The 26,025-nt window shown below is 71.4% G+C and carries 25 protein-coding genes; 1 reads left to right on the top strand and 24 read right to left on the bottom strand.

Annotated features, from left to right (window positions below; all coding sequences use genetic code 11):
* Positions 1 to 86: 86 nt before the first annotated feature.
* The 17 genes from P5P86_RS03825 to P5P86_RS03745 form a co-directional block, all read right to left on the bottom strand.
* On the bottom strand, positions 87 to 1,085 hold the full coding sequence (locus P5P86_RS03825; RefSeq protein ID WP_280609963.1) for a polyprenyl synthetase family protein: 999 nt from the start codon (positions 1,083 to 1,085) through the stop codon (positions 87 to 89).
* A complete protein-coding gene (gene nuoN / locus P5P86_RS03820; protein ID WP_280609962.1) occupies positions 1,082 to 2,671 on the bottom strand; it encodes an NADH-quinone oxidoreductase subunit NuoN in 1,590 nt (529 codons plus the stop codon). Before nuoN ends, P5P86_RS03825 begins: the two co-directional genes overlap by 4 nt.
* On the bottom strand, positions 2,671 to 4,200 hold the full coding sequence (locus tag P5P86_RS03815; RefSeq protein ID WP_280609961.1) for an NADH-quinone oxidoreductase subunit M: 1,530 nt from the start codon (positions 4,198 to 4,200) through the stop codon (positions 2,671 to 2,673). Before P5P86_RS03815 ends, nuoN begins: the two co-directional genes overlap by 1 nt.
* Entirely contained in the window at positions 4,197 to 6,092 is a 1,896-nt protein-coding gene (gene nuoL / locus P5P86_RS03810) for an NADH-quinone oxidoreductase subunit L (protein WP_280609960.1), read from the bottom strand. Before nuoL ends, P5P86_RS03815 begins: the two co-directional genes overlap by 4 nt.
* Positions 6,086 to 6,388, bottom strand: coding sequence for an NADH-quinone oxidoreductase subunit NuoK (gene nuoK, locus P5P86_RS03805; RefSeq protein ID WP_280609959.1), 303 nt, complete (start codon positions 6,386 to 6,388; stop codon positions 6,086 to 6,088). The genes nuoL and nuoK overlap by 7 nt, the downstream gene beginning before the upstream one ends.
* Complete coding sequence (locus P5P86_RS03800; protein ID WP_280609958.1) at positions 6,385 to 7,095, bottom strand: NADH-quinone oxidoreductase subunit J; 711 nt, start codon at positions 7,093 to 7,095, stop codon at positions 6,385 to 6,387. The genes nuoK and P5P86_RS03800 overlap by 4 nt, the downstream gene beginning before the upstream one ends.
* Positions 7,092 to 7,631 carry an NADH-quinone oxidoreductase subunit NuoI gene (nuoI, locus tag P5P86_RS03795; RefSeq protein WP_280609957.1) on the bottom strand — a complete coding sequence of 180 codons (540 nt, stop codon included), beginning with the start codon at positions 7,629 to 7,631 and terminating at the stop codon, positions 7,092 to 7,094. Before nuoI ends, P5P86_RS03800 begins: the two co-directional genes overlap by 4 nt.
* Positions 7,628 to 8,947: an NADH-quinone oxidoreductase subunit NuoH gene (gene nuoH / locus P5P86_RS03790; protein WP_280609956.1), complete on the bottom strand. Its 1,320-nt coding sequence runs from the start codon at positions 8,945 to 8,947 to the stop codon at positions 7,628 to 7,630. Before nuoH ends, nuoI begins: the two co-directional genes overlap by 4 nt.
* Positions 8,944 to 11,232 (bottom strand): NADH-quinone oxidoreductase subunit G, encoded by a 2,289-nt coding sequence (locus tag P5P86_RS03785; protein WP_280609955.1) that lies wholly within the window; start codon positions 11,230 to 11,232, stop codon positions 8,944 to 8,946. The genes nuoH and P5P86_RS03785 overlap by 4 nt, the downstream gene beginning before the upstream one ends.
* Positions 11,229 to 12,581, bottom strand: a complete 1,353-nt coding sequence (gene nuoF / locus P5P86_RS03780) for an NADH-quinone oxidoreductase subunit NuoF (RefSeq protein ID WP_280609954.1) — start codon at positions 12,579 to 12,581, stop codon at positions 11,229 to 11,231. Before nuoF ends, P5P86_RS03785 begins: the two co-directional genes overlap by 4 nt.
* Positions 12,578 to 13,282, bottom strand: coding sequence for an NADH-quinone oxidoreductase subunit NuoE (nuoE, locus tag P5P86_RS03775; protein WP_280609953.1), 705 nt, complete (start codon positions 13,280 to 13,282; stop codon positions 12,578 to 12,580). The genes nuoF and nuoE overlap by 4 nt, the downstream gene beginning before the upstream one ends.
* Complete coding sequence (locus P5P86_RS03770; RefSeq protein ID WP_280609952.1) at positions 13,279 to 14,583, bottom strand: NADH-quinone oxidoreductase subunit D; 1,305 nt, start codon at positions 14,581 to 14,583, stop codon at positions 13,279 to 13,281. The genes nuoE and P5P86_RS03770 overlap by 4 nt, the downstream gene beginning before the upstream one ends.
* Entirely contained in the window at positions 14,580 to 15,383 is an 804-nt protein-coding gene (locus P5P86_RS03765; RefSeq protein WP_446724918.1) for an NADH-quinone oxidoreductase subunit C, read from the bottom strand. Before P5P86_RS03765 ends, P5P86_RS03770 begins: the two co-directional genes overlap by 4 nt.
* A complete protein-coding gene (locus P5P86_RS03760; RefSeq protein ID WP_280609951.1) occupies positions 15,380 to 15,934 on the bottom strand; it encodes a NuoB/complex I 20 kDa subunit family protein in 555 nt (184 codons plus the stop codon). Before P5P86_RS03760 ends, P5P86_RS03765 begins: the two co-directional genes overlap by 4 nt.
* Positions 15,935 to 15,952: 18 nt before the next feature.
* The gene (locus P5P86_RS03755; protein ID WP_280609950.1) at positions 15,953 to 16,309 is read right to left on the bottom strand and encodes an NADH-quinone oxidoreductase subunit A; all 357 of its coding nucleotides are present in this window, start codon (positions 16,307 to 16,309) and stop codon (positions 15,953 to 15,955) included.
* A gap of 123 nt (positions 16,310 to 16,432) precedes the next feature.
* Complete coding sequence (locus P5P86_RS03750; protein WP_280609949.1) at positions 16,433 to 17,122, bottom strand: demethylmenaquinone methyltransferase; 690 nt, start codon at positions 17,120 to 17,122, stop codon at positions 16,433 to 16,435.
* 11 nt (positions 17,123 to 17,133) lie between these two features.
* The gene (locus P5P86_RS03745; protein ID WP_280609948.1) at positions 17,134 to 17,748 is read right to left on the bottom strand and encodes a hypothetical protein; all 615 of its coding nucleotides are present in this window, start codon (positions 17,746 to 17,748) and stop codon (positions 17,134 to 17,136) included.
* 96 nt (positions 17,749 to 17,844) lie between these two features.
* On the opposite strand from P5P86_RS03745, the gene P5P86_RS03740 reads away from it, so the two are divergent.
* On the top strand, positions 17,845 to 19,110 hold the full coding sequence (locus P5P86_RS03740; RefSeq protein ID WP_280609947.1) for an isochorismate synthase: 1,266 nt from the start codon (positions 17,845 to 17,847) through the stop codon (positions 19,108 to 19,110).
* Positions 19,111 to 19,127: 17 nt separating this feature from the next.
* Here the strand turns inward: P5P86_RS03740 and P5P86_RS03735 are convergent, their stop codons facing one another.
* The 7 genes from P5P86_RS03735 to P5P86_RS03705 all read right to left on the bottom strand — a co-directional run bounded on the left by P5P86_RS03735 (position 19,128) and on the right by P5P86_RS03705 (position 26,017).
* The gene (locus tag P5P86_RS03735) at positions 19,128 to 19,412 is read right to left on the bottom strand and encodes a YciI family protein (protein WP_280609946.1); all 285 of its coding nucleotides are present in this window, start codon (positions 19,410 to 19,412) and stop codon (positions 19,128 to 19,130) included.
* Positions 19,412 to 20,050 carry an MBL fold metallo-hydrolase gene (locus P5P86_RS03730; protein ID WP_280609945.1) on the bottom strand — a complete coding sequence of 213 codons (639 nt, stop codon included), beginning with the start codon at positions 20,048 to 20,050 and terminating at the stop codon, positions 19,412 to 19,414. Before P5P86_RS03730 ends, P5P86_RS03735 begins: the two co-directional genes overlap by 1 nt.
* A 34-nt stretch (positions 20,051 to 20,084) precedes the next feature.
* Positions 20,085 to 20,264 carry a DUF5999 family protein gene (locus P5P86_RS03725; RefSeq protein WP_280609944.1) on the bottom strand — a complete coding sequence of 60 codons (180 nt, stop codon included), beginning with the start codon at positions 20,262 to 20,264 and terminating at the stop codon, positions 20,085 to 20,087.
* Positions 20,265 to 20,469: 205 nt separating this feature from the next.
* A complete protein-coding gene (locus P5P86_RS03720) occupies positions 20,470 to 22,350 on the bottom strand; it encodes a Na+/H+ antiporter (RefSeq protein ID WP_280609943.1) in 1,881 nt (626 codons plus the stop codon).
* Between the two features lie 28 nt (positions 22,351 to 22,378).
* Complete coding sequence (gene menD / locus P5P86_RS03715; RefSeq protein WP_280609942.1) at positions 22,379 to 24,055, bottom strand: 2-succinyl-5-enolpyruvyl-6-hydroxy-3-cyclohexene-1-carboxylic-acid synthase; 1,677 nt, start codon at positions 24,053 to 24,055, stop codon at positions 22,379 to 22,381.
* Positions 24,039 to 25,004 carry an o-succinylbenzoate synthase gene (locus P5P86_RS03710; protein WP_280609941.1) on the bottom strand — a complete coding sequence of 322 codons (966 nt, stop codon included), beginning with the start codon at positions 25,002 to 25,004 and terminating at the stop codon, positions 24,039 to 24,041. Before P5P86_RS03710 ends, menD begins: the two co-directional genes overlap by 17 nt.
* Complete coding sequence (locus P5P86_RS03705) at positions 25,001 to 26,017, bottom strand: AMP-binding protein (RefSeq protein ID WP_280609940.1); 1,017 nt, start codon at positions 26,015 to 26,017, stop codon at positions 25,001 to 25,003. The genes P5P86_RS03710 and P5P86_RS03705 overlap by 4 nt, the downstream gene beginning before the upstream one ends.
* Positions 26,018 to 26,025 lie beyond the last annotated feature (8 nt).

The raw sequence follows: 26,025 nt of genomic DNA, 5'->3' as shown, positions 1-26,025 counted from the left end.
GATCAGAGATTCTGTGCTGACGCTGTGGATTCTGCTGAATTGCGTCTCGGCGGGAGCGTCGGGCGGCTGGACACTCGACGACGCCGTCAGGCCGAGCGCACCGCCACCACGTCGGCGAACCGCTCCAGGGCGTCGCGCACCGGTCCCTGTGGCAGCACCTCCAGCAGCGCCTTGGCCTTCTGCGCCTCGCCCACCACGTACGCGCGGGCCTCGTCCATCGCCGGATGAGTCCGTAGCAGTGCCAAGCACTCGGCCAGCGCCTCGTCGTCGTCGAGGTCGGTGTCGAGCAACTCCAGCAGCCGGCGGTCCTCCGGTGCCGAGGAGCGCCGGGCGATCAACACCGGCAGGGTGGGCACACCCTCGCGCAGGTCGGTTCCGGGCGTCTTGCCGGACTCGTCGGACTCGGAGGCGATGTCGAGGATGTCGTCGGAGATCTGGAAGGCGACGCCGACGATCTCGCCGTACGCCGTCAGCGCCTCCTCGATCTCGCGCGACGCCCCACCGAACCGGGCGCCGTACAGCGCGGAGGTGGCGATCAGCGCACCCGTCTTGCCGGCGACCACGTCGAGGTGGTGCGCGACCGGATCCTCGCCCGGCCCCGGTGCGACGCCCTCGAGGATCTGGCCCTCCACCAGTCGGGCGAAGGCCCGCGACTGGATGCCGACGGCGTCGGCGCCCAGGTCGGCGGTGAGCTCGGAGGAGCGGGCGAAGAGCAGGTCGCCGGTGAGGATGGCGATGTTGTTGTCGAAGCGGGCGTTGGCCGAGTCGGCGGCACGGCGCACGAGCGCCTCGTCCATGACGTCGTCGTGGTAGAGCGAGGCCAGGTGGGTGAGCTCCACGACGCAGGCGGCGGTGATCACGTCGTCGGCATCGGGCTGATCGCCGGTCTCGGCCGCCAGCAGCACCAACAGCGGGCGGAACCGCTTCCCGCCGGCCTCGAGCAGGTGGGCGGCGGCCTCGCTGACGAACGGCGACCGGCTGCGGACGTGGTCGGCCAGAGCCTTCTCCACCAGCGCCAGCCGCGCGCTCAGGCGCTGGGCGAGGGCCTCGTCGGAGATGGGCAGGGCCAGGTCAGCAGTGCTCACCCGAGGAATGATCCCGCATTGTCGATCAGATGCAGAACGGGGTCCGGCAGGACGCCGAGGAAAATCGTGCCGGCCGCGCAGACCGCTATCACCGCGATGCTCCCCCAGGCCGGTACGGCGACGACACCGAGCGACTGCTCCGGGGCCGCGTCGGCCGCCTTCGGCTCGATGAAGAACAGCAGCAGCACGAAGCGCACGTAGAAGAAGACCGAGACGATGCTGGCAGCGATCGCCGCCACCACCACCGGCCAGTAGCCTGCCCGCAGCGCCACCGTGAAGACCTCCCACTTCCCGATGAAGCCGCCGGTCAACGGGATGCCGGCCATCGAGAACAGGAAGAGTGCGAACAGCACCGCCACGCTCGGCGAGCGTCTGCCCAGCCCTGTCCACTTGGCGAAGGACGTGGCCTCGCCGTTGCTGTCGCGGACCACGGTGACCAGCGCGAAGGCGCCGACGGTGGCGACCGAGTAGGCGACCAGGTAGAAGAGCACGGCGTGGGTGGCGTCGGCGCCGTCGTTGTCGCCGGCCGAGAAGCCGACCACGCCGGTGAGCAGGAAGCCGGTGTGGGCGACCGCGCTGTAGGCGAGCATCCGCTTCACGTCGCTCTGCACGACGGCGATCCCGGCCCCGAAGAGCATCGTCGCGATGGCGATCACGCCGAGCACGGGCTGCCAGGAGAGCCGGTCGTGGCCGAACGCGACCACGAACAGCCGCAGCAGCGCCCCGAAGGCCGCCACCTTGGTCGCCGCACTCATCCAGGCCGTCACGGCCGTCGGCGCACCCTGGTAGACGTCCGGCGTCCAGGCGTGGAACGGCACAGCGCCGACCTTGAAGAGCAGCCCCACCGCCATCAGCCCCATCCCGACGATCAGCAGCGGGTGGTTCGGGCCGCCGTGCCGCACGACGCGGCCGATGCCGGCCAGGTCGAGTGTGCCGGCGTACCCGTAGACCAGGGCGAGGCCGTAGAGGAAGAACCCGGAGGAGAAGGCGCCGAGCAGGAAGTACTTCAACGCCGCCTCCTGGGAGAGCAGCCGGCGCCGGCGCGCCAGTCCCACCAGCAGGTAGAGCGGCAGGCTCAGCACCTCGAGCGCGACGAACAGCATCAGCAGGTCGCCGGCGACCGGGAAGAGCATCATCCCGCCGACAGCGAAGAGCAGCAGCGGGTAGACCTCGGTGTGGTCCAGGCCCTGCTGCGAGGCGGTCCGCTCCGCCGCGGTGCCCGGCAGCGCCGCGGCCTGACCGGCGAACGCGGAGACGCCCCCGTCGAGCTGGCGCTCGGCGAACAGGCAGACCCCGGCCAGGGCGACCACCAGGATCACCGCCCACAGCAGGACGCCGGGGCCGTCCACGACGATCGCTCCCTCCGCGACGGTGTGCGGGGTGGCGCCACCGGTGTTGAGGTCCGTCGCGATCCAGATCACGCGCACCAGGGCGACCACCAGGCCGGCGCCGGTCATCGCCACCTGCAACGGGAACCGGCGCGACCGAGGCGCGAACGCCTCCACCACGATCCCGACGCAGGCGAGTCCGAAGACCAGCAGGATCGGCCACAGGACGCCGTACTCGAGATGAGGTTGCTGGAACATCACTGTCCTCCCAGCGCCTGGTAGGAGAACCAGCCGGTGTCACCGAGATGCTGGACGACCGGGTTGGCCAGGTCCAGCAGCGGAGCCGGGTAGAAGCCGAAGAGCACCAGCGCGACCATGAGCGGCGCCACGATGGCCACCTCGACGCGGGTCAGGTCCATGATCTCCGCTCGCCGGCGCGCCCCGACCGGCTCGGTGAGCGCGGGCCCGGGCGGCCCGGTCATGGTCCGCTGGTAGAGCCACAGCACGTAGATCGCCGCCAGCACGATGCCGGTGACGGCCACGCCGCCGACCCACCAGTGGTAGTCGAAGGCGCCGATGAGGACCAGGATCTCCGAGACGAACTGGGACAGCCCCGGTAGGCCCGCCGTGGCCAGGCCGGCGACCAGCAGCAGACCCGCCAGGACCGGGGCGCTCTGCTCGACGCCGCGGATGCCACGGATCGAGGCGGTCCCGCGGCGCTGGATCAGGGAGCCCGCGACCAGGAACATCGCCGCGGTAGCCACCCCGTGGTTGACCATGTAGAGGATCGCACCCGACGCACCCTGCTCGGACCTGCCGGCGCTGGTGAGCACGAAGATCCCCAGCGCGATGAAGCCGAAGTGGCTCAGCGAGGTCAGGCCGATCAGCCGCAGGATGTCGTCCTGGCCGATGGCGAGGAAGGCGCCGTACACGATCGAGATCAGGCACAGCGTGACCACGACCGGGGTGGCCCACTGGCTGGCCTCGGGCAGCAGTCCCAGGCAGTAGCGCAGCATCCCGAAGGTGCCGATCTTGTCGAGCACACAGACCAGCAGCACGCTCGTCTGGGGCGTGGCGCTCTCGGTGGTGTCGGCGAGCCAGGTGTGGAAGGGGAACAGCGGTGCCTTGACCGCGAAGCCGATGAAGAAGGCGACGAAGATCCAGCGTCCGGCCACCGTGGAGATGTCGACGTGCTGCAGATCGGTGAAGAGGTACGACGGCGATCCGTCCTGCACCGCGTAGAGGCCGATCACACCGCCGAGCAGCACCAGGCCCCCGCCGAGCTGGTACATCAGGAACTTCAGCGCGGCCCCGGCGCGCTTGCCGGCCTTGGCCGGCAGGGCACCCCAGCCGCCGATCATGAAGTACGCCGGGATCAGCGTGGCCTCGAAGAACACGTAGAACAAGAACACGTCGGTCGCGCAGAAGACGATCAGCCCGAAGGACTCCAGCGCGAGCGCCCAGGCGAACCAGCCGTGCCCGTGGCCGCGCCACGCGCTCAGCATCACGATCGGCACCAGCACCGCTGTCAGCAGCACCAGCAGCAGTGCCATCCCGTCCAGCCCGAGCGACCAGTGCACGCCGATGCGCTGGATCCAGTCGACGTCGACGGTCTCCTGGAAGCCCCGGCCGGCCTTGTCGAAGCGCACCGCCGCCACGATCGCGACGACCAGGGTGGCGACGGCGAACCCGAGCGCCACCGCTCGGGCCGCGCCGGGCGAGCGCAGCCCTGCCAGGTAGCAGCACACCGCGCCGACCAGCGGGAGGATGCACAGCGTCGTGATCACTGCCAGTTCACCACCATCAGGGCGAGAACGACGACGAGACCGCCGCCGAGGACCGAGAGCGCGTAGGACCGCACGTAGCCGTTCTGCAGCCTGCGGAAGACCCCGGCGAAGGCACCGACGGCGACCGGGCCGCCGGTCAACGCGCCGTCGACGCCGTACCGGTCGATCTGCAGCAGCGCACCGGTGAGTCGACGGCCGGGCTCGATCACGAGGGTGTCGTTGATGGCATCGCCGTACAGATCGTGCCGGGCGAGGGTGACGGGCCAGGCGACGTCCGCGGGCGCGGTCGCCGGGACAGGGCGCCGACCTATCAGGACCCAGGCCAGGGCGACGCCGGCCGCCACCACCACGACGGCGAGCACCGAGATCAGCCACGCGGGCGCTCCGGCCGAGTCCTCCGGCGGTGCGCCGACGACCGGAGCCAGGTAGTCCTGGATCCAGCTGCCGATCAACATCAGCCCGCCGAGGACGGAGAGCGCCGCGAGCACGACCAGGGGACCGGTCATGACCGCCGGCGACTCGTGGGGGTGTACGCGCTCGAGCCAGCGACGCTCGCCGAAGAAGGTGAGCAGCATCAGCCGGGTCATGTAGAAGGCGGTGATGCCGGCACCGAGGAGGGCGAGGGCCCCGATCCACCAGTGTTGGTGCCAGGCGGCGTCGATGATCTTGTCCTTCGACCAGAACCCGGAGAAGCCCGGGAACCCGATGATCGCGAGGTAGCCCATCGCGAAGGTCACGAACGTCACCGGCATGGCCTTGCGCAGCGCGCCGTAGTGCCGCATGTCCACGTCATCGTCCATCGCGTGCATCACCGAGCCGGCCCCCAGGAACATGTTGGCCTTGAAGAAGCCGTGGGTGAGCAGGTGGAAGATCGCGAACGCGTAGCCGGCCGGGCCGAGGCCGGCCGCCAGCATCATGTAGCCGATCTGGCTCATCGTGGAGCCGGCCAGCACCTTCTTGATGTCGTCCTTCGCGGTTCCGATGATCGCGCCCCACAGCAGCGTCACGACCGCCACCACCACCACCGCCGTCCGGGCGCCCGGGGCGGCGTCGAGGATGGCGTGCGAGCGGACCATCAGGTAGACACCGGCGGTGACCATCGTGGCCGCGTGGATCAGCGCCGAGACGGGCGTCGGGCCCTCCATCGCGTCGAGCAGCCAGGCCTGCAGCGGGACCTGCGCCGACTTCCCGCAGGCACCGAGCAGGAGCAGCAGGCCCAGCCAGGTCATCCGGGTCTCGCCGGCGTGGGCGGCGCCGGCGTTGACCGTGTCGAACGCGGTCGAGCCGAAGGTGGTGAAGCACAGCGCGATCGCCAGCGAGAGGCCCATGTCGCCGACCCGGTTCATCACGAACGCCTTCTTGGCCGCCGCGGCGGCACTGGGCTTGTGCTGCCAGAAGCCGATCAGCAGGTACGACGCCAGGCCGACACCCTCCCAGCCCAGGAACAGCACGAGGTAGTTCGCTGCCAGCACCAGGGTGAGCATCGCCGCGACGAACAGGTTGAGGTAGCCGAAGAACCGGCGCCGACGCACATCGTGGGCCATGTAGCCCAGCGAGTAGAGGTGGATCAGCGACCCCACACCGGTGATCAACAGCAGGAACACGCTGGAGAGCTGGTCGTAGAGCAGGTCGGCACCGACGTCGAGCCGGCCGGCGTGGATCCAGGTGTACAGGTGGACGAGATGGCTGCGGGCGTCGTCGCCCCCTCCCCCACCTCCCGAGGGAGCGCGCAGTTCGTGGACGAACAGGACCAGTGCCAGCGCGAAGGACACGATCGGCAGCGCGGTCGCCAGCAGCGGCCCCCACCTGTCGGTCAGCCGCCCACCGAGCAGCAGCACCGCCGCGCCCGCCAGCGGCAGCGCGATGACGAGGACCACCAGCGTGCTCACCACTTGAGCAGGCTCGCGTCGTCGACGGACGCCGACCGGCGGGTCCGGAAGATCGTCATGATGATCGCCAGTCCGATGACGACCTCCGCCGCCGCGACCACCATCACGAAGAAGGCGGTGACCTGGCCGTCGAGGTTGCCGTGCAGCCGGCTGAAGGCGACCAGCGCGAGGTTGCCAGCGTTGAGCATCAGCTCCACGCACATGAACACCACGATCGCGTTGCGCCGGATGAGGACGCCGGTGCAGCCGATGGTGAACAGGATCGCGCTCAGGATCAGGTACGGCGTCACCGTGCTCATGACGACCTCTCCTCCAGCTCGCGGGTGCCGTGCAGGGTGCTCGGCACGCTCTTCGAGGACGGGCTTCCGTCGGGCAGCAGGGCCGGTGTGCCGACCGCGTTGTGCCGGGCCAGGGTCCCCGGCGGCGGCAGCGGCCCCAGGTGCAGGCCGGTCTCGCCGTAGTCGCGGACGCGCCCGCGGGCCAGCTCCGCCTGGGACGGCTTCGGCTCGGTGCGCTCGCGGTGGGCCAGGACCATCGCCCCGACAGCGGCCGTGATCAGCAGGGCACTGGTCGCCTCGAACGCGACGACGTACCGTCCGAAGAGCGCGTCGGCCAGCGCCTGGAGGTTGCCCCCGGCGTTCGCCCGGGCGAGGCCCTTCATGGTGCCGAGCGAGAGCTGCCCGATCATCACCACCAGGAGCACGCCGAGGATCAGCCCCGCGGCCAGGGAGGCCAGGCGATGTCCCCGGATCGTCTCGACCACCGAGTCGGACACGTCGACGCCGACGAGCATCAGCACGAACAGGAACAGCATCAGCACCGCGCCGGTGTAGACGATGATCTGCACGGCGAACAGGAACGGCGCGTCCAGGCTGGCGTAGACGAAGGCCAGGTCGATCATCACCACCGCCAGCAGCAGCGCGGCGTGCACCGCCTTGCGGACCACCAGGATCCCGAGCGCGGCCAGGATCATCAGCGGCGCGGTGATCACGTACGTCGCCGTCATCGCACGATGCTCTCGGGCGCGTAGTAGCTCTGCTCGTCCTCGCCGAGCCGCATCGGGTGCGGCGGCTGCTCCATGCCCGGCTCGAGCGGGGCGAGCAGGTCCTGCTTCTGGTAGATCAGGCTCTCCCGGGAGGTGTCGGCAAGCTCGTACTCGTTCGTCATCGTCAGCGCCCGGGTCGGACAGGCCTCGATGCACAGGCCGCACAGGATGCAGCGCAGGTAGTTGATCTGGTAGACGCGGCCGTAGCGCTCACCGGGGGAGAAGCGCTGGCTGTTGCCGTCCGCGTCGGGCAGGTCGGAGTTCTCCGCGCCCTCGACGTAGATCGCGTCGGCCGGGCATGCCCAGGCGCACAGCTCGCACCCGACGCACTTCTCCAGCCCGTCGGGGTGCCGGTTGAGCTGGTGCCGCCCGTGGAAGCGCGGTGCCGTCGGCGACTTCTCGAACGGGTACTGCTCGGTGACCGGCTTCTTGAACTGGGTGGTGAAGGTGACGGCGAAGCCCGCGACCGGGTCCCACAGACTCTCCTTGATGCTCATGAGGCCTCCTCGATCGATGCACCTGCCGCTGCTTCCCGGGCCTGTCGAGGGGCGCGGGCCGCCTCGACAGGCTCGGCGTACGCGGGAAAGACCAGGCCCTCGGCACGGCCGCGCACCGCGCCACCGGCCGGCATGGGCGGCACCGGGAAGGCACCCTGGTGCTCGGCCACCGGCAGCTGCGGCGCCTTCGGGCCGCGCAGCAGGACCGCCAGCATCGCGACGGTGAACAGCACCGCCGGAAGGGCCACCCAGCGCGGGTCGAAGTCGTTCTCCAGGGCGACCACCCGGACCACCGCGACCACCAGGATCCAGACCAGGGCCAGCGGGATCAGCCGCTTCCAGCCCAGCGCCATGAACTGGTCGTAGCGAAGCCGCGGCAGCGAGCCGCGCAGCCAGATGAAGACCCAGATGAAGCCGAGGAGCTTGCCGAAGAACCACAGCACCGGCCAGTAGCCCTCGTTCGCGCCGGCCCAGACGTGGTCGATCCAGAACGGCACGTGCCAGCCGCCCAGGAAGAGCGTGGTGGCCAGCGCCGAGACGGTCGCCATGTTGACGTACTCGGCCAGGAAGAACAGCGCGAACTTCAGCGAGGAGTACTCGGTGTGGAAGCCGCCGACCAGCTCACCCTCGGCCTCGGGCAGGTCGAACGGCGCCCGGTTGGTCTCCCCGACCATCGAGATCGCATAGATGAGGAAGCTCGGCATCAGCACCAGCCCGAACCACATGTCACCCTGCGCCGCGACGATCGCACTGGTGGACAGGCTGCCGGCGTAGAGGAAGACGGCCACCAGCGCCAGGCCCATGGCCACCTCGTAGGAGATCATCTGCGCACTCGAGCGCAGGCCGCCCAGGAGCGAGTACGTCGACCCGCTCGCCCAGCCGCCGAGCACGATGCCGTAGATGCCGATGCTCGCGATCGCCATCACGAACAGCACCGCGACCGGCAGGTCGGTCAACTGCAGCGGCGTGCGCCGGCCGAAGAAGTCGACGACCGGCCCGAACGGGATCACGCTGAAGGTCACGAATGACGGCACCACCGCCAGGATGGGCGCGGTGATGAACACGATCCGGTCGGCGTTGGTGGGGGTGAGATCCTCCTTGAGCGCCAGCTTCACGCCGTCGGCCAGGCTCTGCAGCAGACCGAAGGGGCCGTGCACGTTCGGGCCGATCCGGTGCTGCATCCGGGCGACGACGCGACGCTCCCACCAGATGTTGAACAAGGTGAGCACCACGCACACCCCGAAGATGAGCACGACCTTGATCAGCACGACCCACCACGCGTCGGCGCCGAAGTCGGCCAGACCGGTCTGGTTCATGCCGAGGTCACCTCCACGCTCGAGCCCGGCGAGGCCAGGTCCGCCCACACGCCCCGACCGATGCTGTTGGTCGGCAGCCAGACGACGTCGTCGGCGAGATCGGCCTCCGCCACCGGCACCGTGACCGAGCCGCGGTCGCCGGTGATCGTCACCGTGGCACCGAGCCGTGCGACGTTCGCGCGGCTCAGCAGGGCGACGGCGGGCCGGGCGGTGGCCGCGTAGGACTTGTCCCCCGTCTGCAGGCTGGCGTTGTCGATCATGAGCCGCCACGTGCTCAGGTGGAAGGTCGGACCCGGCGCTGCCGTCCGGTAGCGGCCCGCCTCGTCGCCGGGCCTCATCTCGAGCAGCGGCTCCGTCGGACGGGCGAGGACACCGGTGGTCGCGGGGTAGCGGGTGGCGATCTGCTCGAGGATCTGGGCGTCTGAGTAGGTGGCCGGCTTGTCGAGCACCTTCGGGAAGGGGCGGCGCCGGCCCTCCCAGGTGAGGAACGTGCCGGCCTTCTCGGTGACGGCGGCGACGGGGAGCACGACGTCGGCGCGGCGGGTGACCTCGGAGGGTCGCAACTCGAGGCTGACGACGAGCTCGGCCTGCTCCAGCGCCGCCCGGAAGGCCGCCGGGTCGCTGGTGTCGTCGGGGTCGACGCCGCCCACGACCAGGGCTCGGACGTCGCCGGACAGCACCCCCGCGATGATCTGGTCGGCGTCGCGGCTGGCGGCGTCGAGCGGGAAGGCGCCCGCCTCGACCGCGCCGCGGTCACCGGCCCGTCGCGGGACCCACGCCATCCGGGCGCCGCTCCGCTCGGCCAGGGCCGCGGCCGCGTCCAGGGCCCCCGGCGAGATCGCGAGCCGCTCCCCGACCAGGACGACAGCGCCGGCTGCGACATCGTCCAGCGCGGCGATGGCGGCGGCTTCCGCGCCCGGAGTGCAGCCGACGAGCTCGGCCCCGAGCTTGATCGACCCGGCGGAGAGCAGCGGAGCCACGGTGCGGATCCGCTTGCCGTGCCGCGACGCGCGCAGCCGCAGGAAGATCGTGCCGGCCTCGTCCTCGGGCTCCAGCCCCAGCAGCACCACCTCGGGCGCGGCGTCGAGATCGGCGTAGGTCACCTCGGCCCGGCCGCGCACGTGCTCGGCCAGGAAGCGGGTCTCCTCCGCCGACAGCGGCCGGGCGCGGAAGTCGATGTCCGCCCCACCCAGCGTGCTGCGCGCGAAGGAGGAGTACGCCGCCGCGTCCTCCAGCGTGACGCGGCCGCCCACCAGCACCCCCACCGCGTCGCCGCCCCCGGCCGCGGCGAGGCCACGGGCCGCCAGCTCGAACGCCTCCAGCCACGACGCCGGCCGCAGCTCCACGGCCCGCCGTACCGACCGCTCGGGGTCGTCGCTGTCACGGACCATCGGGTAGCGCAGCCGGTCCGCGGCGTCGGCGTACCGGAAGGCGAAGCGGTCTTTGTCGCTGATCCACTCCTGGTTGACCTCCGGATCGTTGCCGGCCAGGCGACGCATCACGGTGCCGCGACGGTGGTCGATGCGCAGGGCCGCCCCGCACGCGTCGTGCTCGGCCACGCCGGTGCTCGAGACGAGGTCGAAGGGGCGGGAGCGGAAGCGGTACTCGGCCGAGGTGAGCGCGCCGACCGGACAGATCTGAATGACGTTGCCGGAGAAGTAGGAGGAGAAGTCCCTGCCCTCGGCGATCCCGATCTGCTGACGCGCGCCGCGCTCGATCAGGGCGATGCCGGGGTCGCCCGGGATCTCGGCGGCGAAGCGGGTGCAACGCTGGCACACGATGCAGCGCTCGCGGTCGAGCAGGATGTTGGGCGAGAGGTTGATCGGCTTGGGAAAGGTTCGCTTGACGCCTCCGGTGGAGGCGAAGCGAGACTCCGACCTACCGGACGACATCGCCTGGTTCTGCAGCGGGCACTCGCCGCCCTTGTCGCAGACCGGGCAGTCCAGCGGGTGGTTGACCAGCAGGAACTCCATGATCCCCTGCTGCGCCTTGCTGGCGGTGGCGTTGTTGGTCTCGACCACCATGCCCTCGGCGACCGGGATGGTGCAGGAGGCCTGCGGCTTGGGGAAGCCACGACCGTTGCCGGCGTCGGGGATGTCGACCAGGCACTGCCGGCAGGCGCCCACCGGCGCGAGCAGCGGGTGGTCGCAGAACCGCGGGATCTGGACCCCGACCTGCTCCGCGGCCCGGATCACCAGCGTCCCCTCCGGCACCGTCACAGCGATGCCGTCGATGGTCAGGGTGACGGTCTTCTCCGCGTGCTCCACGCTCTTCGTCTCGGTCATCGCGACTCCTGACCACTCGATGTCCCGGATGTGACCACTCGACCCGCGGAAGGTGACGTCTCGAAGAGGGTCGCGGCGGCCGGGTCGAACGGGCAGCCGCCGTGGGTGAGGTGGTCGACGTACTCCTGGCGGAAGTGCTTGATGCTGGAGGTGATCGGCGAGGTGGCGCCGTCGCCCAGGGCGCAGAAGGACCGGCCCAGGATGTTGTCGCACTGGTCGAGCAGCAGGTCCAGGTCGGCCTCGGAGCCCTGACCGCGCTCGAGCCGTGCCAGCACCTGCGCCAGCCAGTAGGTGCCCTCGCGGCACGGCGTGCACTTGCCGCACGACTCGTGCCGGTAGAACTCCGTCCAGCGCAGCACCGCGCGCACCACGCAGACGGTGTCGTCGAAGATCTGCAGGGCGCGGGTCCCCAGCATCGATCCGGCCGCGGCCACCGACTCGAAGTCCAGGGGCACGTCGAGGTGCTCCTGGGTGAACAGCGGCGTGGAGGAGCCGCCCGGCGTCCAGAACTTGAGCTCGTGGCCCGCCCGGACCCCACCGGCGATGTCGAGCAGCTCGCGCAGGGTGATGCCGAGCGGCGCCTCGTACTGGCCCGGCCGGACGACGTGGCCCGAGAGCGAGAAGATGCCCACACCGTTGGACTTCTCGGTGCCCATCGCCGCGAACCACTCGGCGCCGTTCTTCAGGACCGCCGGCACCGAGGCGATCGACTCGGCGTTGTTGATCACCGTCGGGCTGGCGTACAGACCGGCCACGGCGGGGAAGGGCGGGCGCAGCCGCGGCTGCCCGCGGCGGCCCTCCAGGGAGTCCAACAGGGCGGTCTCCTCGCCGCAGATGTAGGCGCCCGCGCCCGCGTGCACGACCAGCTCGAGGTCGTAGCCGCTCCCGTGGATGTCGGTGCCGAGGTGGCCGGCGGCGTACGCCTCCTGCACGGCCGCCCGGAGCCGGCGGATCACGTGCAACACCTCACCGCGCACGTAGATGAAGGCCCGGTTGGCCCTGATCGCGTAGCTGGAGATGATCACGCCCTCGACCAGGGTGTGGGGCGAGGCCATCATCAGCGGGATGTCCTTGCAGGTCCCGGGCTCGGACTCGTCGGCGTTGACGACGAGGTAGCGCGGCTTGTCGCTCTCGGCGGGGAGGAAGCCCCACTTCATCCCGGTGGGGAAGCCGGCGCCGCCGCGGCCGCGCAGGCCACTGGCCTTGACCGTCTCGACGACCTCCTCGGGGGTCATCGCAAGCGCCCGGTCGAGCGCCTCGTAGCCGCCCCAGGAGGCGTAGGAGGCCAGCGTCCATGCGCGCTCCTCGCCCCAGTTGGCGGTCAGGACGGGCAGCAGCTGGGCGCTCATCGGTCGTGCTCCTGGCTCGTCATGCCCTCACGGGGTGCCTCGGCGAGCTGGGCGAGCCCGGCGATCTCCGCCCGGGTGGCGAACGCCTGCAGCCCCGCCAGGGAGGCCGGACCCGCTGCCGGGCCCTCGTCGGCGAGCCCGTCGTCGAAGCCGGCCAAGACCCGCTCGGCCTGGCGCCAGGTGCAGATCCGGGGGCCACGGGTGGAGGCGACCGGGTGGCCGGCACGCAGTGCCTCGACGGTGCGGACCACGCCGTCGGGCGTCTGGTTGTCGAGGAACTCCCAGTTCACCATCACCACCGGCGCGAAGTCGCAGGCAGCGTTGCACTCGACGTGCTCGAGGCTCACGGTGTACTGGTCGCCCTGCCGCTGCGGAGCGACCTCGTCGGCGCTGACGCCGAGGTGCTCCTCCAGCCGCGCCAGGATCGCGTCGCCACCCATCACCGCGCACAGGGTGTTCGTGCAGACCCCCACGTGGAAGTCACCGACGCGGTGGCGCTTGTACATCGTGTAGAACGTCGCGACGGCGCTCACCTCGGCGGCGGTCAGGCCGAGCACCTCGGCGCAGGCCTCGATGCCGGCCGGCGTCACCGAGCCCTCGACCGACTGGACGAGATGCAGCATCGGCAGCAGCCCCGAGCGGGCCTGCGGGTAGCGCTCGCCGATCTCGCGCAGCTCCGCGTAGGTCTTCTCGTCGATCATCGGTCGACGCCTCCCATCACCGGGTCGATCGAGGCGATCGCGACGATCACGTCGGCGACCATGCCACCCTCGCTCATCACCGACGTCGCCTGCAGGTTCGTGAACGAGGGGTCGCGGAAGTGCACCCGGTAGGGGCGCGTGCCCCCGTCGCTGACCACGTGGGCGCCGAGCTCGCCGCGGGGCGACTCGATCGCCGCGTAGGCCTGGCCGGCCGGAACCCGGAAGCCCTCGGTGACCAGCTTGAAGTGATGGATGAGGGCCTCCATCGACTCGCCCATGATGTGGCGGATGTGGTCGAGGCTGTTGCCCATCCCGTCGGTGCCGATCGCCAGCTGCGAGGGCCAGGCGATCTTCTTGTCGGCCACCATCACGGGCGCACCCTCCAGATGGCCGAGCCGATCGGCGGCCTGCTCGACGATGCGCAGCGACTCCTCCATCTCCTCCAGCCGGATCCGGAAGCGGCCGTAGGAGTCGGCGGTGTCCCAGGTGATGACGTCGAAGTCGTAGTCCTCGTAGCCGCAGTAGGGCTGGGTCTTGCGCAGGTCCCACGGGTAGCCGGTGGAGCGCAGGATGGGGCCGGTGATGCCGAGGGCCAGACACCCCTCCAGGTCCAGATGACCCACCCCCTCCAGCCGCCCACGGAAGATCGGGTTGGCGTTGCACAGCGCGGCGTACTCCTTGAGCCGCTTGCGCATCAGCGCGATGAACGCGCGGATCTCGTCGAGCGCACCGGGCGGCAGGTCCTGCGCGACGCCGCCGGGGCGGATGAACGCGTGGTTCATCCGCAGGCCGGTGATGAGCTCGAAGAGGTCGAGGACGAGCTCGCGCTCGCGGAAGCCGATCGTCATCACCGTCAGCGCCCCGATCTCCATGCCGCCGGTGGCGATCGCGACCAGGTGGGAGGAGATCCGGTTGAGCTCCATCAGGAGCACCCGCATGACGCGCGCCTTCTCCGGCACGTCGTCCTCGATGCCCAGCAGGCGTTCGACGCCGAGCACGTACGCCGTCTCGTTGAACAGCGGGCTGAGATAGTCCATCCGGGTGACGAACGTGGTGCCCTGCACCCAGCTGCGGTACTCGAGGTTCTTCTCGATGCCGGTGTGCAGGTAGCCGATGCCGCACCGGGCCTCGGTGACGGTCTCGCCCTCGAGCTCGAGGATCAGCCGCAGGACGCCGTGGGTGGACGGGTGCTGCGGCCCCATGTTGACCACGACCCGCTCCTCGGGCGTCTCCTTGAGCAGGTCGCTGAGCTCGTCCCAGTCCTGACCGGTGGCGGTGAAGACGGTCTCGGTGTCGCTCATGCGTAGCTCCTCCGCTCGTCCGGCGGTGGCACGGTCGCGCCGTGGTAGTCCACCGCGATCCCGCCCAGGGGATAGTCCTTGCGCTGCGGGTGGCCCGGCCAGTCGTCGGGCATCAGGATCCGGGTCAGCGCCGGATGGCCGTCGAAGACCAGCCCGAACATGTCGAAGGTCTCCCGCTCATGCCAGTCCAGGGTCGGGTAGACCGCCACCAGGCTCGGCAGGTGCGGGTCGGCGTCGGGAGCGCTGGCCTCCACCCTGATCCGGCGGTTGTGGGTCATCGAGAGCAGGTGGTAGACGGCGTGCAGCTCGGCGCCGATCTGCTCGGGGTAGTGCACCCCGCTGACGCCGCTGCACAGCTCGAAGCGCAGCCGCTCGTCGTCGCGCAGGTGGCGCATGAGGGTGGGCAGCTCCTCCCGCCGTACGACGAGGGTCAGCTCGCCGGCGTGCAGCACCACCCGCGGCTCCTCGCCGAGGTGGTCGGCGACCGCGTCGGCCAGGTCGTCGTACCAGCCGCCGTAGGGCCGCTTCGCGAGCGGCGGGAGCGCGATGCTGCGCAGCAGCCCGCCGTACCCGCTGGTGTCGCCGCTGCCCTGCACCCCGAACATGCCCGTTCGAGCGCCCACCGCGCCCGCGCCGGGGAAGCCGGTGGTGGACTCGGTCGTCGGCTCGGGCATCAGGCCGGTGCCGACGACCTCGTCGCGTCCGGTGTCGTGCCGCTCCGGGCCGTGCGAGCCCTGACCCGCCTCGTCCGGGGTGTGCCGCTCGTTGCCGTGCGACCCGTCGTCGCGTCGCTCGCTCATCGCAACAGCCCGCGCTGGTCGATGAGCGGCAGCGCGCGCAGCGCGACGTTCTCGCGCTCCTCGACGACCGCGGCCTCGTTGCTGCCGAGCTTCCCGTGCTGGATGCGGTCGTGCAGCTTGAGGATCGCGTCGATCAGCATCTCGGGGCGCGGCGGGCAGCCGGGGAGGTACATGTCGACCGGGACGACATGGTCCACGCCCTGCACGATCGCGTAGTTGTTGAACATCCCGCCGGAGCTCGCGCACACCCCCATCGCCAGGACCCACTTGGGCTCGGGCATCTGGTCGTAGATCTGGCGCAGCACCGGCGCCATCTTCTGGCTCACCCGGCCGGCCACGATCATCAGGTCCGCCTGCCGCGGGCTGGCCCGGAAGACCTCCATGCCGAAGCGGGCCAGGTCGTACTTGGGGCCGCCGCTGGTCATCATCTCGATCGCGCAGCAGGCCAGCCCGAAGGTCGCCGGCCACAGCGAGGCCTTGCGCATGTAGCCGGCCACGCCCTCGACGGTGGTCAGCAGGACGCCCGACGGAAGCTTCTCCTCGATCCCCATCCTCAGGCTCCCCTCGCCTCAGTCCCAGTCCAGTCCGCCGCGCCGCCATACGTAGGCGTAGGCGACGAACACGGTGCCGATGAAGACGGCCATCTCGACCAGGCCGTAGACCCGCAGCTGGTCGAACCGGACGGCCCAGGGCAGCAGGAAGATGATCTCCACGTCGAAGACGATGAAGAGCATCGCTATCACGTAGTACTTCACCGGGAAGCGGCCGTCGAGCGCCTGGGGGGTGGGCTCGATGCCGCACTCGTAAGCGTCCGCCTTGGCGCGATTGGCCCGGTGCGGCCCAACCAGGCTGCTCATCGCCACCGAGCCGATGGCGAAGGCGGCGGCCAGCGCGAATAGCACCAGGATCGGTGCGTAGAGATGCATCGAGGCTCCTCCCGAACCACCGTCTTTGCGACCTTGTGAAACGGATCACATGTGGTTCGGATCACATATTGCCACCATGGGTGACAAATGCAAGGCCCAATCCGCGACGCCGCGCGGACAGCGTCAGGCGCGGCCGTGGTGCAGCGCGACGATCCCGCCGGAGAGATCGGTCCACCCGACCTCGGACCAGCCGGCCTGCTCCACCAGCGCGGCCAGCCCGGCCTGGTCGGGCCAGGCGCGGATCGACTCGGCGAGGTAGACGTAGGCGTCGGGCGAGGAGGAGACGGCCCGCGCGACGGGCGGGAGCGCCTTCATGAGGTACTCGACGTAGACGGTGCGGAACGGCTTCCAGGTCGGGTGGCTGAACTCGCACACCACGAGCCGGCCACCGGGTCGGGTGACCCGGCGCAGCTCGCGCAGCCCGGCCACCGGATCCACGATGTTGCGCAGCCCGAACGAGATCGTGACAGCGTCGAAGGTGCCGTCCGCGAACGGCAGCCGGGTGCCGTCCCCGGCGGTGAACGGCAGGTGCGGCTTGGCCGCCTTGCCCACCTGGAGCATCCCCAGCGAGAAGTCGCACGGCACGACCGTGGCGCCGGCGTCGGCGAAGGGCTGGGACGAGGTGCCGGTCCCCGCCGCCAGGTCGAGGATCAGCTCACCGGGTCGAGGGGCCACCGCCGCGATGACCCGCTTGCGCCAGCGCCGGTCCTGCCCGAGGGAGAGGACGTCGTTCGTCACGTCGTAGCGACGCGCCACCGCGTCGAACATCCGGCGTACGTCGCCGGGCTGCTTGCCGAGGTCGGCGCGGGTCACCGCCGGTGACCTCAGTCGACCTTGGTCAGGACCAGGTCGGCGACCTTGGCGACGTCGGAGGCCGCCACGGAGGGAGCCATCACCTGGATCGTCAGGTCGCCCTTGCTGACCTGGCACTGGGTCTCGCTCGGCGTGACCTGGCCACCCGTTCCGGTGGTGCCGTCGACGATGCACGTCGCGTCGCCGGTCTTGATCAGCTGCTGGACCGAGGTGCCCTGCTGGAGCTTGCTCGGATCGGAGAGCTCGCCCGGCGAGAACGCGCCACCGGCGGCGCGGAAGGCCTGCACGAAGTAGATCTCCGAGGCGCCCTTGATGTAGATCCGGTTGCCGAAGCCACCACCGGTCGTCTTCTTCAGCGCCGCGTTGCCGAAGGCGATCTCGGCCTTCACCTGGGCGGCGACCTGGGCCTCGTTGCCGGCCACGTTGGCGTTGCCCTTCCAGGCGCTGGCGTTGTCGGCCGCCTTGTAGCCGCCGGGCAGGCTGCTGGGCAGGGCGATGCGGGAGGTGTCGGCCTCGTCGCCCTGGGCCTTGGGCAGGAGCACCGCGAAGACGACGACGAGCGCGAGCACGACGGCGCCGATGGCGATGCCGGTCAGGGGGACGTCGCTGCTGCGGGACTTGCTCACGGATCTCTCCTTGTTCGTCGTCGCAGCCACGCTACCGGGCGAGGCGCTACCGACCGCAACCGGGGCGAGGGTCCGGGCCCGGGCTAGGCTCCCCACGTGAGTCCCGACGTACCGACCCTGGTAGCGCGCACCACGGTGATCGACGACGTCGGCGCGCTCCTCGACCTCCTGCCCTCCTCCGGCGAGCTGGTCTCATGGGTACGCCGCGGCGAGGGCCTGGTCGGCTGGGGCAGCGCCGCGGTGCTGCGCAGCGCGGGACCGACCCGCTTCGCCGATGCCGCGAAGTGGTGGTCCGAGCTGGTCGCCCGCGCCTCGATCACCGACGAGGTCGGCGAGCCCGGCAGCGGACTGGTCTCGTTCGGCTCGTTCGCCTTCGCCGACGCCGGCGGGGACTCCGTGCTGGCGGTGCCGGCGCTGGTCGTCGGTCGGCGAGGTCCCCTCACCTGGGTCACCACCGTGGCAGAGGCTGGCGCCGAGGCCACCGCGACACACGCCGGGACGCTCGAGCCGGTTCTCCAGCCCACCGGCCCGGCGCCGGTCGCGCCGCGCGACATCGTCTTCAGCGACGGCGCCCTGGACGGCGAGAGCTGGATGAGCGTGGTCGCCGACGCGGTGGGTCGGATCAACCGCGGCGATCTGGAGAAGGTCGTGCTGGCGCGCGACCTCATCGCGACGGCGAGCTCGGACATCGACGTCCGTTGGCCGTTGACCCGGCTGGCCGCGTCGTACCCGATGTGCTGGACCTTCCACGTCGACGGGCTGTTCGGGGCGACGCCGGAGCTGCTGGTGCGCCGTGAGCGCGGCCTGGTGACCTCGCGGGTGCTGGCCGGGACCATCCGGCGTACCGGCGACGACGGGCACGACCTGGCCCTGGCGGCGACGCTGGCGCGGTCCTCCAAGGACCTCGAGGAGCACGAGTACGCCGTCAGGTCCGTGGCCGACGCCCTCGAGCCGCACTGCTCCTCGATGAACGTCCCGGAGTCGCCCTTCGTGCTGCACCTGCCCAACGTCATGCACCTGGCCACCGATGTGACAGGCGTGGCGCACGACGACCGGACCTCGCTGGAGCTGGCCGAGGCGCTGCACCCCTCGGCTGCCGTCGGCGGCACCCCGACAGCCGAAGCGGTCGCGCTGATCGCCGAGATCGAGGGGATGGACCGCGGCCGCTACGCCGGGCCGGTCGGCTGGATGGACGCCTCCGGCGACGGCGAGTGGGGCATCGCGCTGCGCTCGGCGCTGCTCGCCGGGCCGACCGTGCGACTCTTCGCGGGCTGTGGCGTGGTCGGCTCCTCCGACCCTGCCGACGAGCTGGCCGAGTCGCAGGCCAAGCTGGTGCCGGTGCGAGACGCTCTCGGCGACTGAGCCGCCGAGAGACGGGCTCAGAGCCCGAGCCGCTCCTTCCAGGAGCCCATCGCGATGGTCCACTCGGTCACGACCCGCTCGGCGATCGCGCCGGCGGTCCAGAACGGGTCGCTGTCCAGCCAGGCCTCGAGCTCGACCGGGTCCGCCTCGTAGACGATCACCGCTCCGCCGGCGGCCGTGGGACCGCTGAGCACCAGGCCCTCGCGCGAGTCGAGGAAGTCGCGGTGAGCCGGCCGCAGCTCGTCGCGCACCGCGGTCGTGCCCTCGCCGTATTCGTAGAGCACCACGCTGATCTGGGACATCACAGGTCCTGCCCGTCGTCGAGTCGCTTGAACTCCTGGCCCTGCGGGGTCAGGAACGTGGCGGCCAGGCCGTCGAAGACCTGGTGCCCAGCCGCACTGTAGATCCTGTCGTGGATCGCGATGTTCACCGGGGCCTTCACCTCACGCATGAAGTCGACCAGCTCCGAGGAGCGCGCCCACGGTGCGGAGGCCGGCGCGAGGAGCACGTCGACGTCGGCCGGCGGCGCGAGCAGCGCATCACCGGGGTGGAAGACGGTCTGCTCACCCAGGGTGAACAGGTAGCCGCTGTTGTGGAAGCGCGGGAGCTCGGGGTGGATCACCGCGTGCAGCTCGCCCACCGCCGAGACCGGCACGCCCCCGGTCTGGAACGACTCGCCCGGCGCGACGACGGTGGTGCGCTCGAACACCTCGGGAGCGTCCTCGCGGATCTTGGCCGCCACCGCGTCGATGGTCCACACCGGCGCGTCGACGGAGGCGAGGTGGTCGGGCAGGTAGTGGTCGGGGTGCTCGTGGGTGATCAGGATCGCGTCGGCGCCGTCGAGCGCCTCGCGATCGGTGAACACACCCGGGTCGAGGACGATGACGGTGCCCTCGTGCTCGATCCGGACACAGGCATGGCCGAACTTGGTGATCCGCATGCCGTCAGCCTAGGCGAGGGCCCGCAGAGCCCGATCAGACCAGGTGCGGCACCCGGCCGACGCCGCCGTCGGGCGTCAGGTAGGCGCCGTCGTCGAAGAGGATCACGCCGTTGCACAGGCTCTCCCAGCCCTGCTCGCTGTGGTCGGAGACGACGTGGGCGCTGCAACACTCGGGCGCGGTGGCGTCCGGGCAACGCGGTGTGTGGTGACACATGCTTCCCCCGTGAGGTCGTGGGTCCGGAGCCGGTGTGCTCCGAACCGGTCTTGTCCGGTAGTACCGATGATGCGCCTGCCGACCGACAGATTCCGGCCACTTCGGCACATCGGCGGAAAAAGTCGCCAGAACGTTGCCTGTCCACCACCCCAACGGGCCATGACGGCCCCCTCACCCGGGCGGTCCGGGGCGAGAAGACGGTGGCTCAGGCCGTCTGGTGGTGCAGGTAGCACCAGCGCCAGTCCTCGCCCGGCTCGCTGGACTGCATCACCGGGTGCGACGTGTCGTGGAAGTGGCGCGTCGCGTGCTGGCGCGGAGAGGAGTCGCAGCAACCGAGGTTGCCGCAGACCAGACAGCGCCGCAGCGCCACCCAGCGGCTGCCCTCCTCCAGGCAGGCCCGGCACGCCAGGCCCTCGGCCTCCTCGCTGTCGAGCACCGGCTCGGCGGCGTAGCGCTCAAGATCCGGGCAGACGCCGCCCGGCGCCCGGCGCGACCGCTCGGTCTCCCGGGCCTCGACCCGCTCCGCCTCGGCGATGCCCAGCATCGACTCCTCGACGTCGAGCATCGTGAGGACGTCGGAGACCACGTCGGAGGGCACCGTCCCCGACTTGCGGATCTGAAGGATCCGGGACCGCTCCGCGTCGATCATGCCGGTGCGCACCCGGTTGTAGAGCTCGCTGGGCGACTCCTCCCCCGCGACGGTGCCGAGCCGCTCCCAGGCCGCGAAGTTGCGCATGTCCACCCGCTGCCGGACGAGCTCGACCACCCCGTGCGGGTCGTCGTACTCCATCTTCTCCAGCGCCTCCATGCCGGCCTTGCTGGCCTGCTGGAGCAGCGTCGCGCGCGCGAGTGCGTCCTCGACCGGGTCCGGTGCGGGCACCCGCAGCAGCCGCGCCAGCCAGGGCAGCGTCAGACCCTGGACGAACAGCGTGCCGGCGACCACGGTGAAGGCGATCAGCAGCAGCACCTCGCGGTGGGGGGCGGTCTGCGGGATCAGGTACGCCGCGGCGAGCGTCACCACGCCGCGCATCCCGGACCAGCCCAGGATCGCGGTGTGCGTCCAGGGCGTGGGCATCCCGGTGCCCGGGTCGGGGCCGGGCCGGATCAGCAGGTAGCGGGTCAGGAAGACCCAGACCATCCGGATCACGATCACGCCCAGCAGGGTGCCCAGGCAGACCGCGACGATCCGGCCCGTCGAGACCGAGCTGCGGCGTACGTCGGCGAGCAGCCAGTCCACCTGCAGACCGATGAGGACGAACACCGTGTTCTCCAGCACGTAGGCGATCGTGCGCCAGTTCATCCGCTCGGCGATCCGCGACTGGGCGGTCTGCAGCACCGGCGCACGGTGGCCGAGCAGCAGGCCCGCCACCACCACGGCGATGACGCCGGAGGCCTTGAGCTCCTCGGCGAGCAGGTAGGCGGCGAAGGGCACCACCAGCGACATCCCGGTGTCGAAGACCGGGTCGGTGACGTTCTTGCGCAGCAGCCCGACCAGGAAGTACATCGCGATGCCGATCACCGCACCACCACCGGCCGCGCGGACGAAGTCCAGGCCGATGTGCCACAGCTGCACACCGCCGGCGACGGCGAGGATGGCGGTGCGCAGCGAGACCAGTGCGGTGGCGTCGTTGAGCAGCGACTCACCCTCCAGGATCGTCACGATCCGTCGTGGCAGACCGATATGGCGCGCCACCGCGACCGCCGCGACGGCGTCCGGCGGCGCCACCACCGCGCCGATCGCGAAGCAGGCCGGCCACCCCGCATCGGGCAGCAACGCGTGCACGAGGACGCCTATCCCCATCGTGGTGGCCACCACCAGCCCGACCGAGAGCAGCAGGATCGAGCGACGGTTGGCGTTGAAGTCGACCAGGGAGGTCTGGATCGCGGTGGAGTACAGCAGCGGTGGCAGCAGCCCGAGCAGCACCACGTCGGGCTCGAGGTGTACCTCGGGCATCGAGGGGATGTAGGAGATGGCGATGCCGGCCGTGATGAGGACCAGGGGCGCCGGCAGGTCGATCCTGCTGGAGAGCGCCGTCACCGCCAGGACACCGACGGCGAGCGCGGTCAGGAAGATCGCGATGTGCACGCGCCCATCATGTCGCCCACCCGGTTGGTCAGCCGGGCCGCAGTGCCCTGATGCGCTCCTCGAGCCCGCGCCGGTCGGCACGGCCCACCACCGCCTCGATCACCTCGATGCCGCCGTTGGGACTCGCCAGTGCCTGCTCCAGCTCGGGCAGCGAGGTGACCTTCAGGTGCGGCGTGCGGGTCGCCGCGCACAGCGCCGCCAGGTCCACCCCGTGCGGTGTGCCGAAGAGCCGCTCGAAGGCATCGGCGTACGTCGGATCGCCCTGCTCGAGGGTGGCGAAGATGGAGCCGCCGTCGTCGTTGACCACCACGATGGTCAGGTCGGGGCGGGGCTCGTCGGGGCCGAGGATCAGCCCGTTCGCGTCGTGCAGGAACGTGACGTCGCCGGTCAGGGCGAGGTCGCGGCTCGAGTCGCGGCCCAGCGCCGCCCCGATCGCGGTGGAGACCAGGCCGTCGATGCCGGCCAGACCGCGGCTGGCGAGCACCTTGCGCCGCGCGCCGACGGCCCAGCCGTCGGCCCCGGGGCGCGGCACCATCAGGTCGAGGTCGCGGATCGGGTTGGACGCCCCCACCACCAGCTGGCCGCCCGGCGGCAGCGCCCGGGCGACGGCTCCGACGACCTCGAGCGGCGTCAGCCCCTCCTCGGCGGCGAGCAGCCGGTCGAGCTGGCCGGCGACGGAGCGGTCGGCCTCCTGCCATTCCTCCAGCCAGCCGGCCGCGACAGTCGATTCGGGCCTCCGTCCGGCTCGAGTCGGGGCTGCGTCCCCATCGAGCCAGCCGTCGACCCGGTGCGAGGGCGTCGGCCAGACTCCACGGGTGGGGACCGCGAGGATCTCGACGTCCCCACGTGCCAGCAGCCGCGCGACCGGCCGGGACAGGGTCGGATGCCCGAGCACGACGACCCGCTCGATCCGGTCGGCCAGGTCGCTGCCGAGCAGCAGCCGATAGGTGCGCAGGGCGTGCGTGCCGGTGCGGGCACCGCTCGACGGCTCGGCCAGGAGCGGCGACCCGGACCGCTCGGCGAGGACCCGGGCGAGCGGGCCGGCATCGTCGCCCGCCACCACGACCGTGCGGCGACCGTCGAGGATCGCGGCGAGCAGGGCCTCCTCGTCGGGCCGCGGCGGCGCCCCGGTCGGACGGGCGGCGGCGGTGAGCCCGGACGGGACCGCCCACCGGTCGGTGGGGGTCAGCGGGTCGTCGAGCTGGATGTTCCAGTGCGCCGGGCCGGCCGCCAGCCCCGCCGCGGTCTCGGCCAGGGCCGCCGCGGGCGCCGCCAGGTCGGCGGGCGTCGCGATGTCGTGGGTGCCCACCAGCCCCCCGAAGATCCCTACCTGCTCGGTGGTCTGGTTGGCGCCCGTCCCCCGCAGCCGCGCCGGCCGGTCGGCCGAGACCACCAGCAGCGGGACGCCGGCATGGGCCGCCTCGAGCACGGCCGGATGCAGGTTGGCCACCGCCGTACCGCTGGTGCACATGACCGCCGCGCGCGACCCCGTCTTGGTCAGCCCCAGCGCGAGGAACCCCGCCGAGCGCTCGTCGATGCGGGTGTGCAGCCGCAACAGGCCGGCCCGCTCCGCGTCGAGCACGGCGAAGGACAGCGGGGCGTTGCGCGACCCCGGCGCCAGCACGACCTCGCGCACGCCACCCTCGACCAGCGCCGTCACGACAGCGCGAGCGAGCTCGGTGGAGGGGTTAGTCGAGGAGCCCACTGACCCTCCTCACCCGTTCCTGCCACCAGGCCACGCGGTCGGGCGGGGCCGCCGCGCGCGCCAGCGCTGCCGGATCCACCACCGGCCGCACGACGGGCAGCATGCCATCGACCACCGACAGCGGCCGCTCCACCAGGTCGTCGGTGAGCAGCGCGCCGGTGGCCAGGCCGCACGCGTAGCGCAGCTCGGGCAACGCCGCGGCGAGCGCCACGCCCGCAGCGATGCCGACCGAGGACTCCAGCGCCGAGGAGACCACGACCGGCAGGCCGATGTCCTCGGCGATCCGCAGACACGCCCGTACGCCGCCGAGCGGCTGCACCTTCAGCACCGCCACGTCGGCAGCCTCGAGCTCGCGCACCCGGTAGGGGTCGGCGGCCCGACGGATGGACTCGTCGGCCGCGATCGGTACCTCGACGCGCCGGCGGACCAGCGCCAGGTCCTCCACGGCCATGCACGGCTGCTCGACGTACTCCAGCCCGCCGGCGGCCCGGTCCAGCACCGGGATCCCGGCCAGGGCCTCGTCCACCGACCACAACCCGTTCACGTCGATCCGGATGCGGCCGCCCGGGCCACCGGCGTCGAGGGCGTCCCGGACCGCCTCGAGCCGGGCCTGCGCCTCGGCCAGGGTCTCGCCCGGGTCGGCCACCTTCACCTTGGCGGTCCGGCAGCCCGCCGAGCCGAGCACGATCCGGTGCGCCTGCTCGGGGCCGACCGCCGGCACTGTCACGTTGACCGGCACGGCCGAGCGCAGCGGCACCGGCCAATCGCCGCGGGCGGCCTCGCTCGCGCAGGCCAGCCATGGCGCGGCGACGTGGTCGTCGTACTCGACGAACGGGGAGAACTCGCCCCAGCCCGGTCCCGAGCCCCCGGTCTCGATCAGCACGCCCTCGCGGACGGTGATGCCGCGGAACCGGGTCCTCATCGGGATCGACCAGACGTGCAGCCTCACGCCGGCATCACCAGGTCCCGCAGCGCGAGCCGGTCGGTCTTGCCGTTCGGCAGCAGCGGCAGCTCGCGCAGGGTGACCAGCTGACGCGGAGCCCAGGGTCGGGGGTGGGTCTCGCCGACCCAGTCGCGCAGCATCTCGATGCTCGGGGCCTCGGCGGCCGCCGGGACGACGAAGGCGACCAGACGGTTCCCCCACTCCTCGTCGGGTACGCCGAGGACCTCGGCGGCCGTGATCGAGGGATGCTCGCGCAGACGCCGCGCGACCAGCGCCGCCGGGACGTTGACGCCACCGGTGATCACCATGTCGTCGATCCTGCCGAGCAGCTGCAGCCGCCCGTCCTCGTCGAGCCGGCCGGCGTCGGAGGTCAGGAACCAGCCCCCGACCAGGACCTCGCCGGTCAGCTCCGGAGCATCCTGGTAGCCGTCGAACAGGGTCGGACCGCTGACCCGCACCCGCCCGTCGGCCCCGATGGCCACGGCGACGCCGTCGAGTGGGACACCGTCGTACACGCATCCGCCGCAGGTCTCCGCGGAGCCATAGGTGGCCACCACGCGGGCACCGATCGCGGCGGCCCGCGCCCGCAGCGCCGGGTCGACCGGGCCGCCGCCGACAAGGATGGTGTGGAACCGCGCCAGCGCCTCGGCGTCGCTGTCCAGCAGCCGGTGCAGCTGGGTCGGAACCAGCGAGACGAAGCCACCCGGGCCGAGCTCGTCGGCGGCGTCGGCGAAGGACGCGTGGTCGGCGAGACGCACCGGCGGGGACCCGGCGGCGAGCGAGCGGGTGATCACGTTGAGCCCGGCGACGAACGTCTCCGGCAGCGCCAGCAGCCACCGTCCCGACCCGCCCAGACGTCGTGCGGACAGCTCGACCGAGGCCCGGACCGCTGCCCGGGAGAGCATCACCCGCTTCGGCGTACCGGTGGACCCGGAGGTCTCCACCACCCACGGACCGGGGTCACCCGGCGCGTCCAGCCACTGCGCCAGCGCGCCGACCGTGGGGCTGGCGATATCCATGTGACGAA

Origin of the sequence: Nocardioides sp. BP30, from assembly GCF_029873215.1 — a bacterium.
Lineage (GTDB): Bacteria > Actinomycetota > Actinomycetes > Propionibacteriales > Nocardioidaceae > Nocardioides.
Note: the sequence above shows the minus strand (reverse complement) of the source record. Positions and strands in the feature narration are given on the sequence as shown.

Bases quoted from the DNA above. Each gene is read 5' to 3' on its own strand.
- nuoN (WP_280609962.1), bottom strand. From the start codon at position 2,671: ATGTTCCAGCAACCTCATCTCGAGTACGGCGTCCTGTGGCCGATCCTG.
- nuoK (WP_280609959.1), bottom strand. From the start codon at position 6,388: ATGAGCACGGTGACGCCGTACCTGATCCTGAGCGCGATCCTGTTCACC.
- P5P86_RS03800 (WP_280609958.1), bottom strand. From the start codon at position 7,095: ATGACGGCGACGTACGTGATCACCGCGCCGCTGATGATCCTGGCCGCG.
- nuoI (WP_280609957.1), bottom strand. From the start codon at position 7,631: ATGAGCATCAAGGAGAGTCTGTGGGACCCGGTCGCGGGCTTCGCCGTC.
- nuoH (WP_280609956.1), bottom strand. From the start codon at position 8,947: ATGAACCAGACCGGTCTGGCCGACTTCGGCGCCGACGCGTGGTGGGTC.
- P5P86_RS03785 (WP_280609955.1), bottom strand. From the start codon at position 11,232: ATGACCGAGACGAAGAGCGTGGAGCACGCGGAGAAGACCGTCACCCTG.
- nuoF (WP_280609954.1), bottom strand. From the start codon at position 12,581: ATGAGCGCCCAGCTGCTGCCCGTCCTGACCGCCAACTGGGGCGAGGAG.
- nuoE (WP_280609953.1), bottom strand. From the start codon at position 13,282: ATGATCGACGAGAAGACCTACGCGGAGCTGCGCGAGATCGGCGAGCGC.
- P5P86_RS03770 (WP_280609952.1), bottom strand. From the start codon at position 14,583: ATGAGCGACACCGAGACCGTCTTCACCGCCACCGGTCAGGACTGGGAC.
- P5P86_RS03765 (WP_446724918.1), bottom strand. From the start codon at position 15,383: ATGAGCGAGCGACGCGACGACGGGTCGCACGGCAACGAGCGGCACACC.
- P5P86_RS03760 (WP_280609951.1), bottom strand. From the start codon at position 15,934: ATGGGGATCGAGGAGAAGCTTCCGTCGGGCGTCCTGCTGACCACCGTC.
- P5P86_RS03755 (WP_280609950.1), bottom strand. From the start codon at position 16,309: ATGCATCTCTACGCACCGATCCTGGTGCTATTCGCGCTGGCCGCCGCC.
- P5P86_RS03735 (WP_280609946.1), bottom strand. From the start codon at position 19,412: ATGTCCCAGATCAGCGTGGTGCTCTACGAATACGGCGAGGGCACGACC.
- P5P86_RS03730 (WP_280609945.1), bottom strand. From the start codon at position 20,050: ATGCGGATCACCAAGTTCGGCCATGCCTGTGTCCGGATCGAGCACGAG.
- P5P86_RS03725 (WP_280609944.1), bottom strand. From the start codon at position 20,264: ATGTGTCACCACACACCGCGTTGCCCGGACGCCACCGCGCCCGAGTGT.
- P5P86_RS03705 (WP_280609940.1), bottom strand. From the start codon at position 26,017: ATGGATATCGCCAGCCCCACGGTCGGCGCGCTGGCGCAGTGGCTGGAC.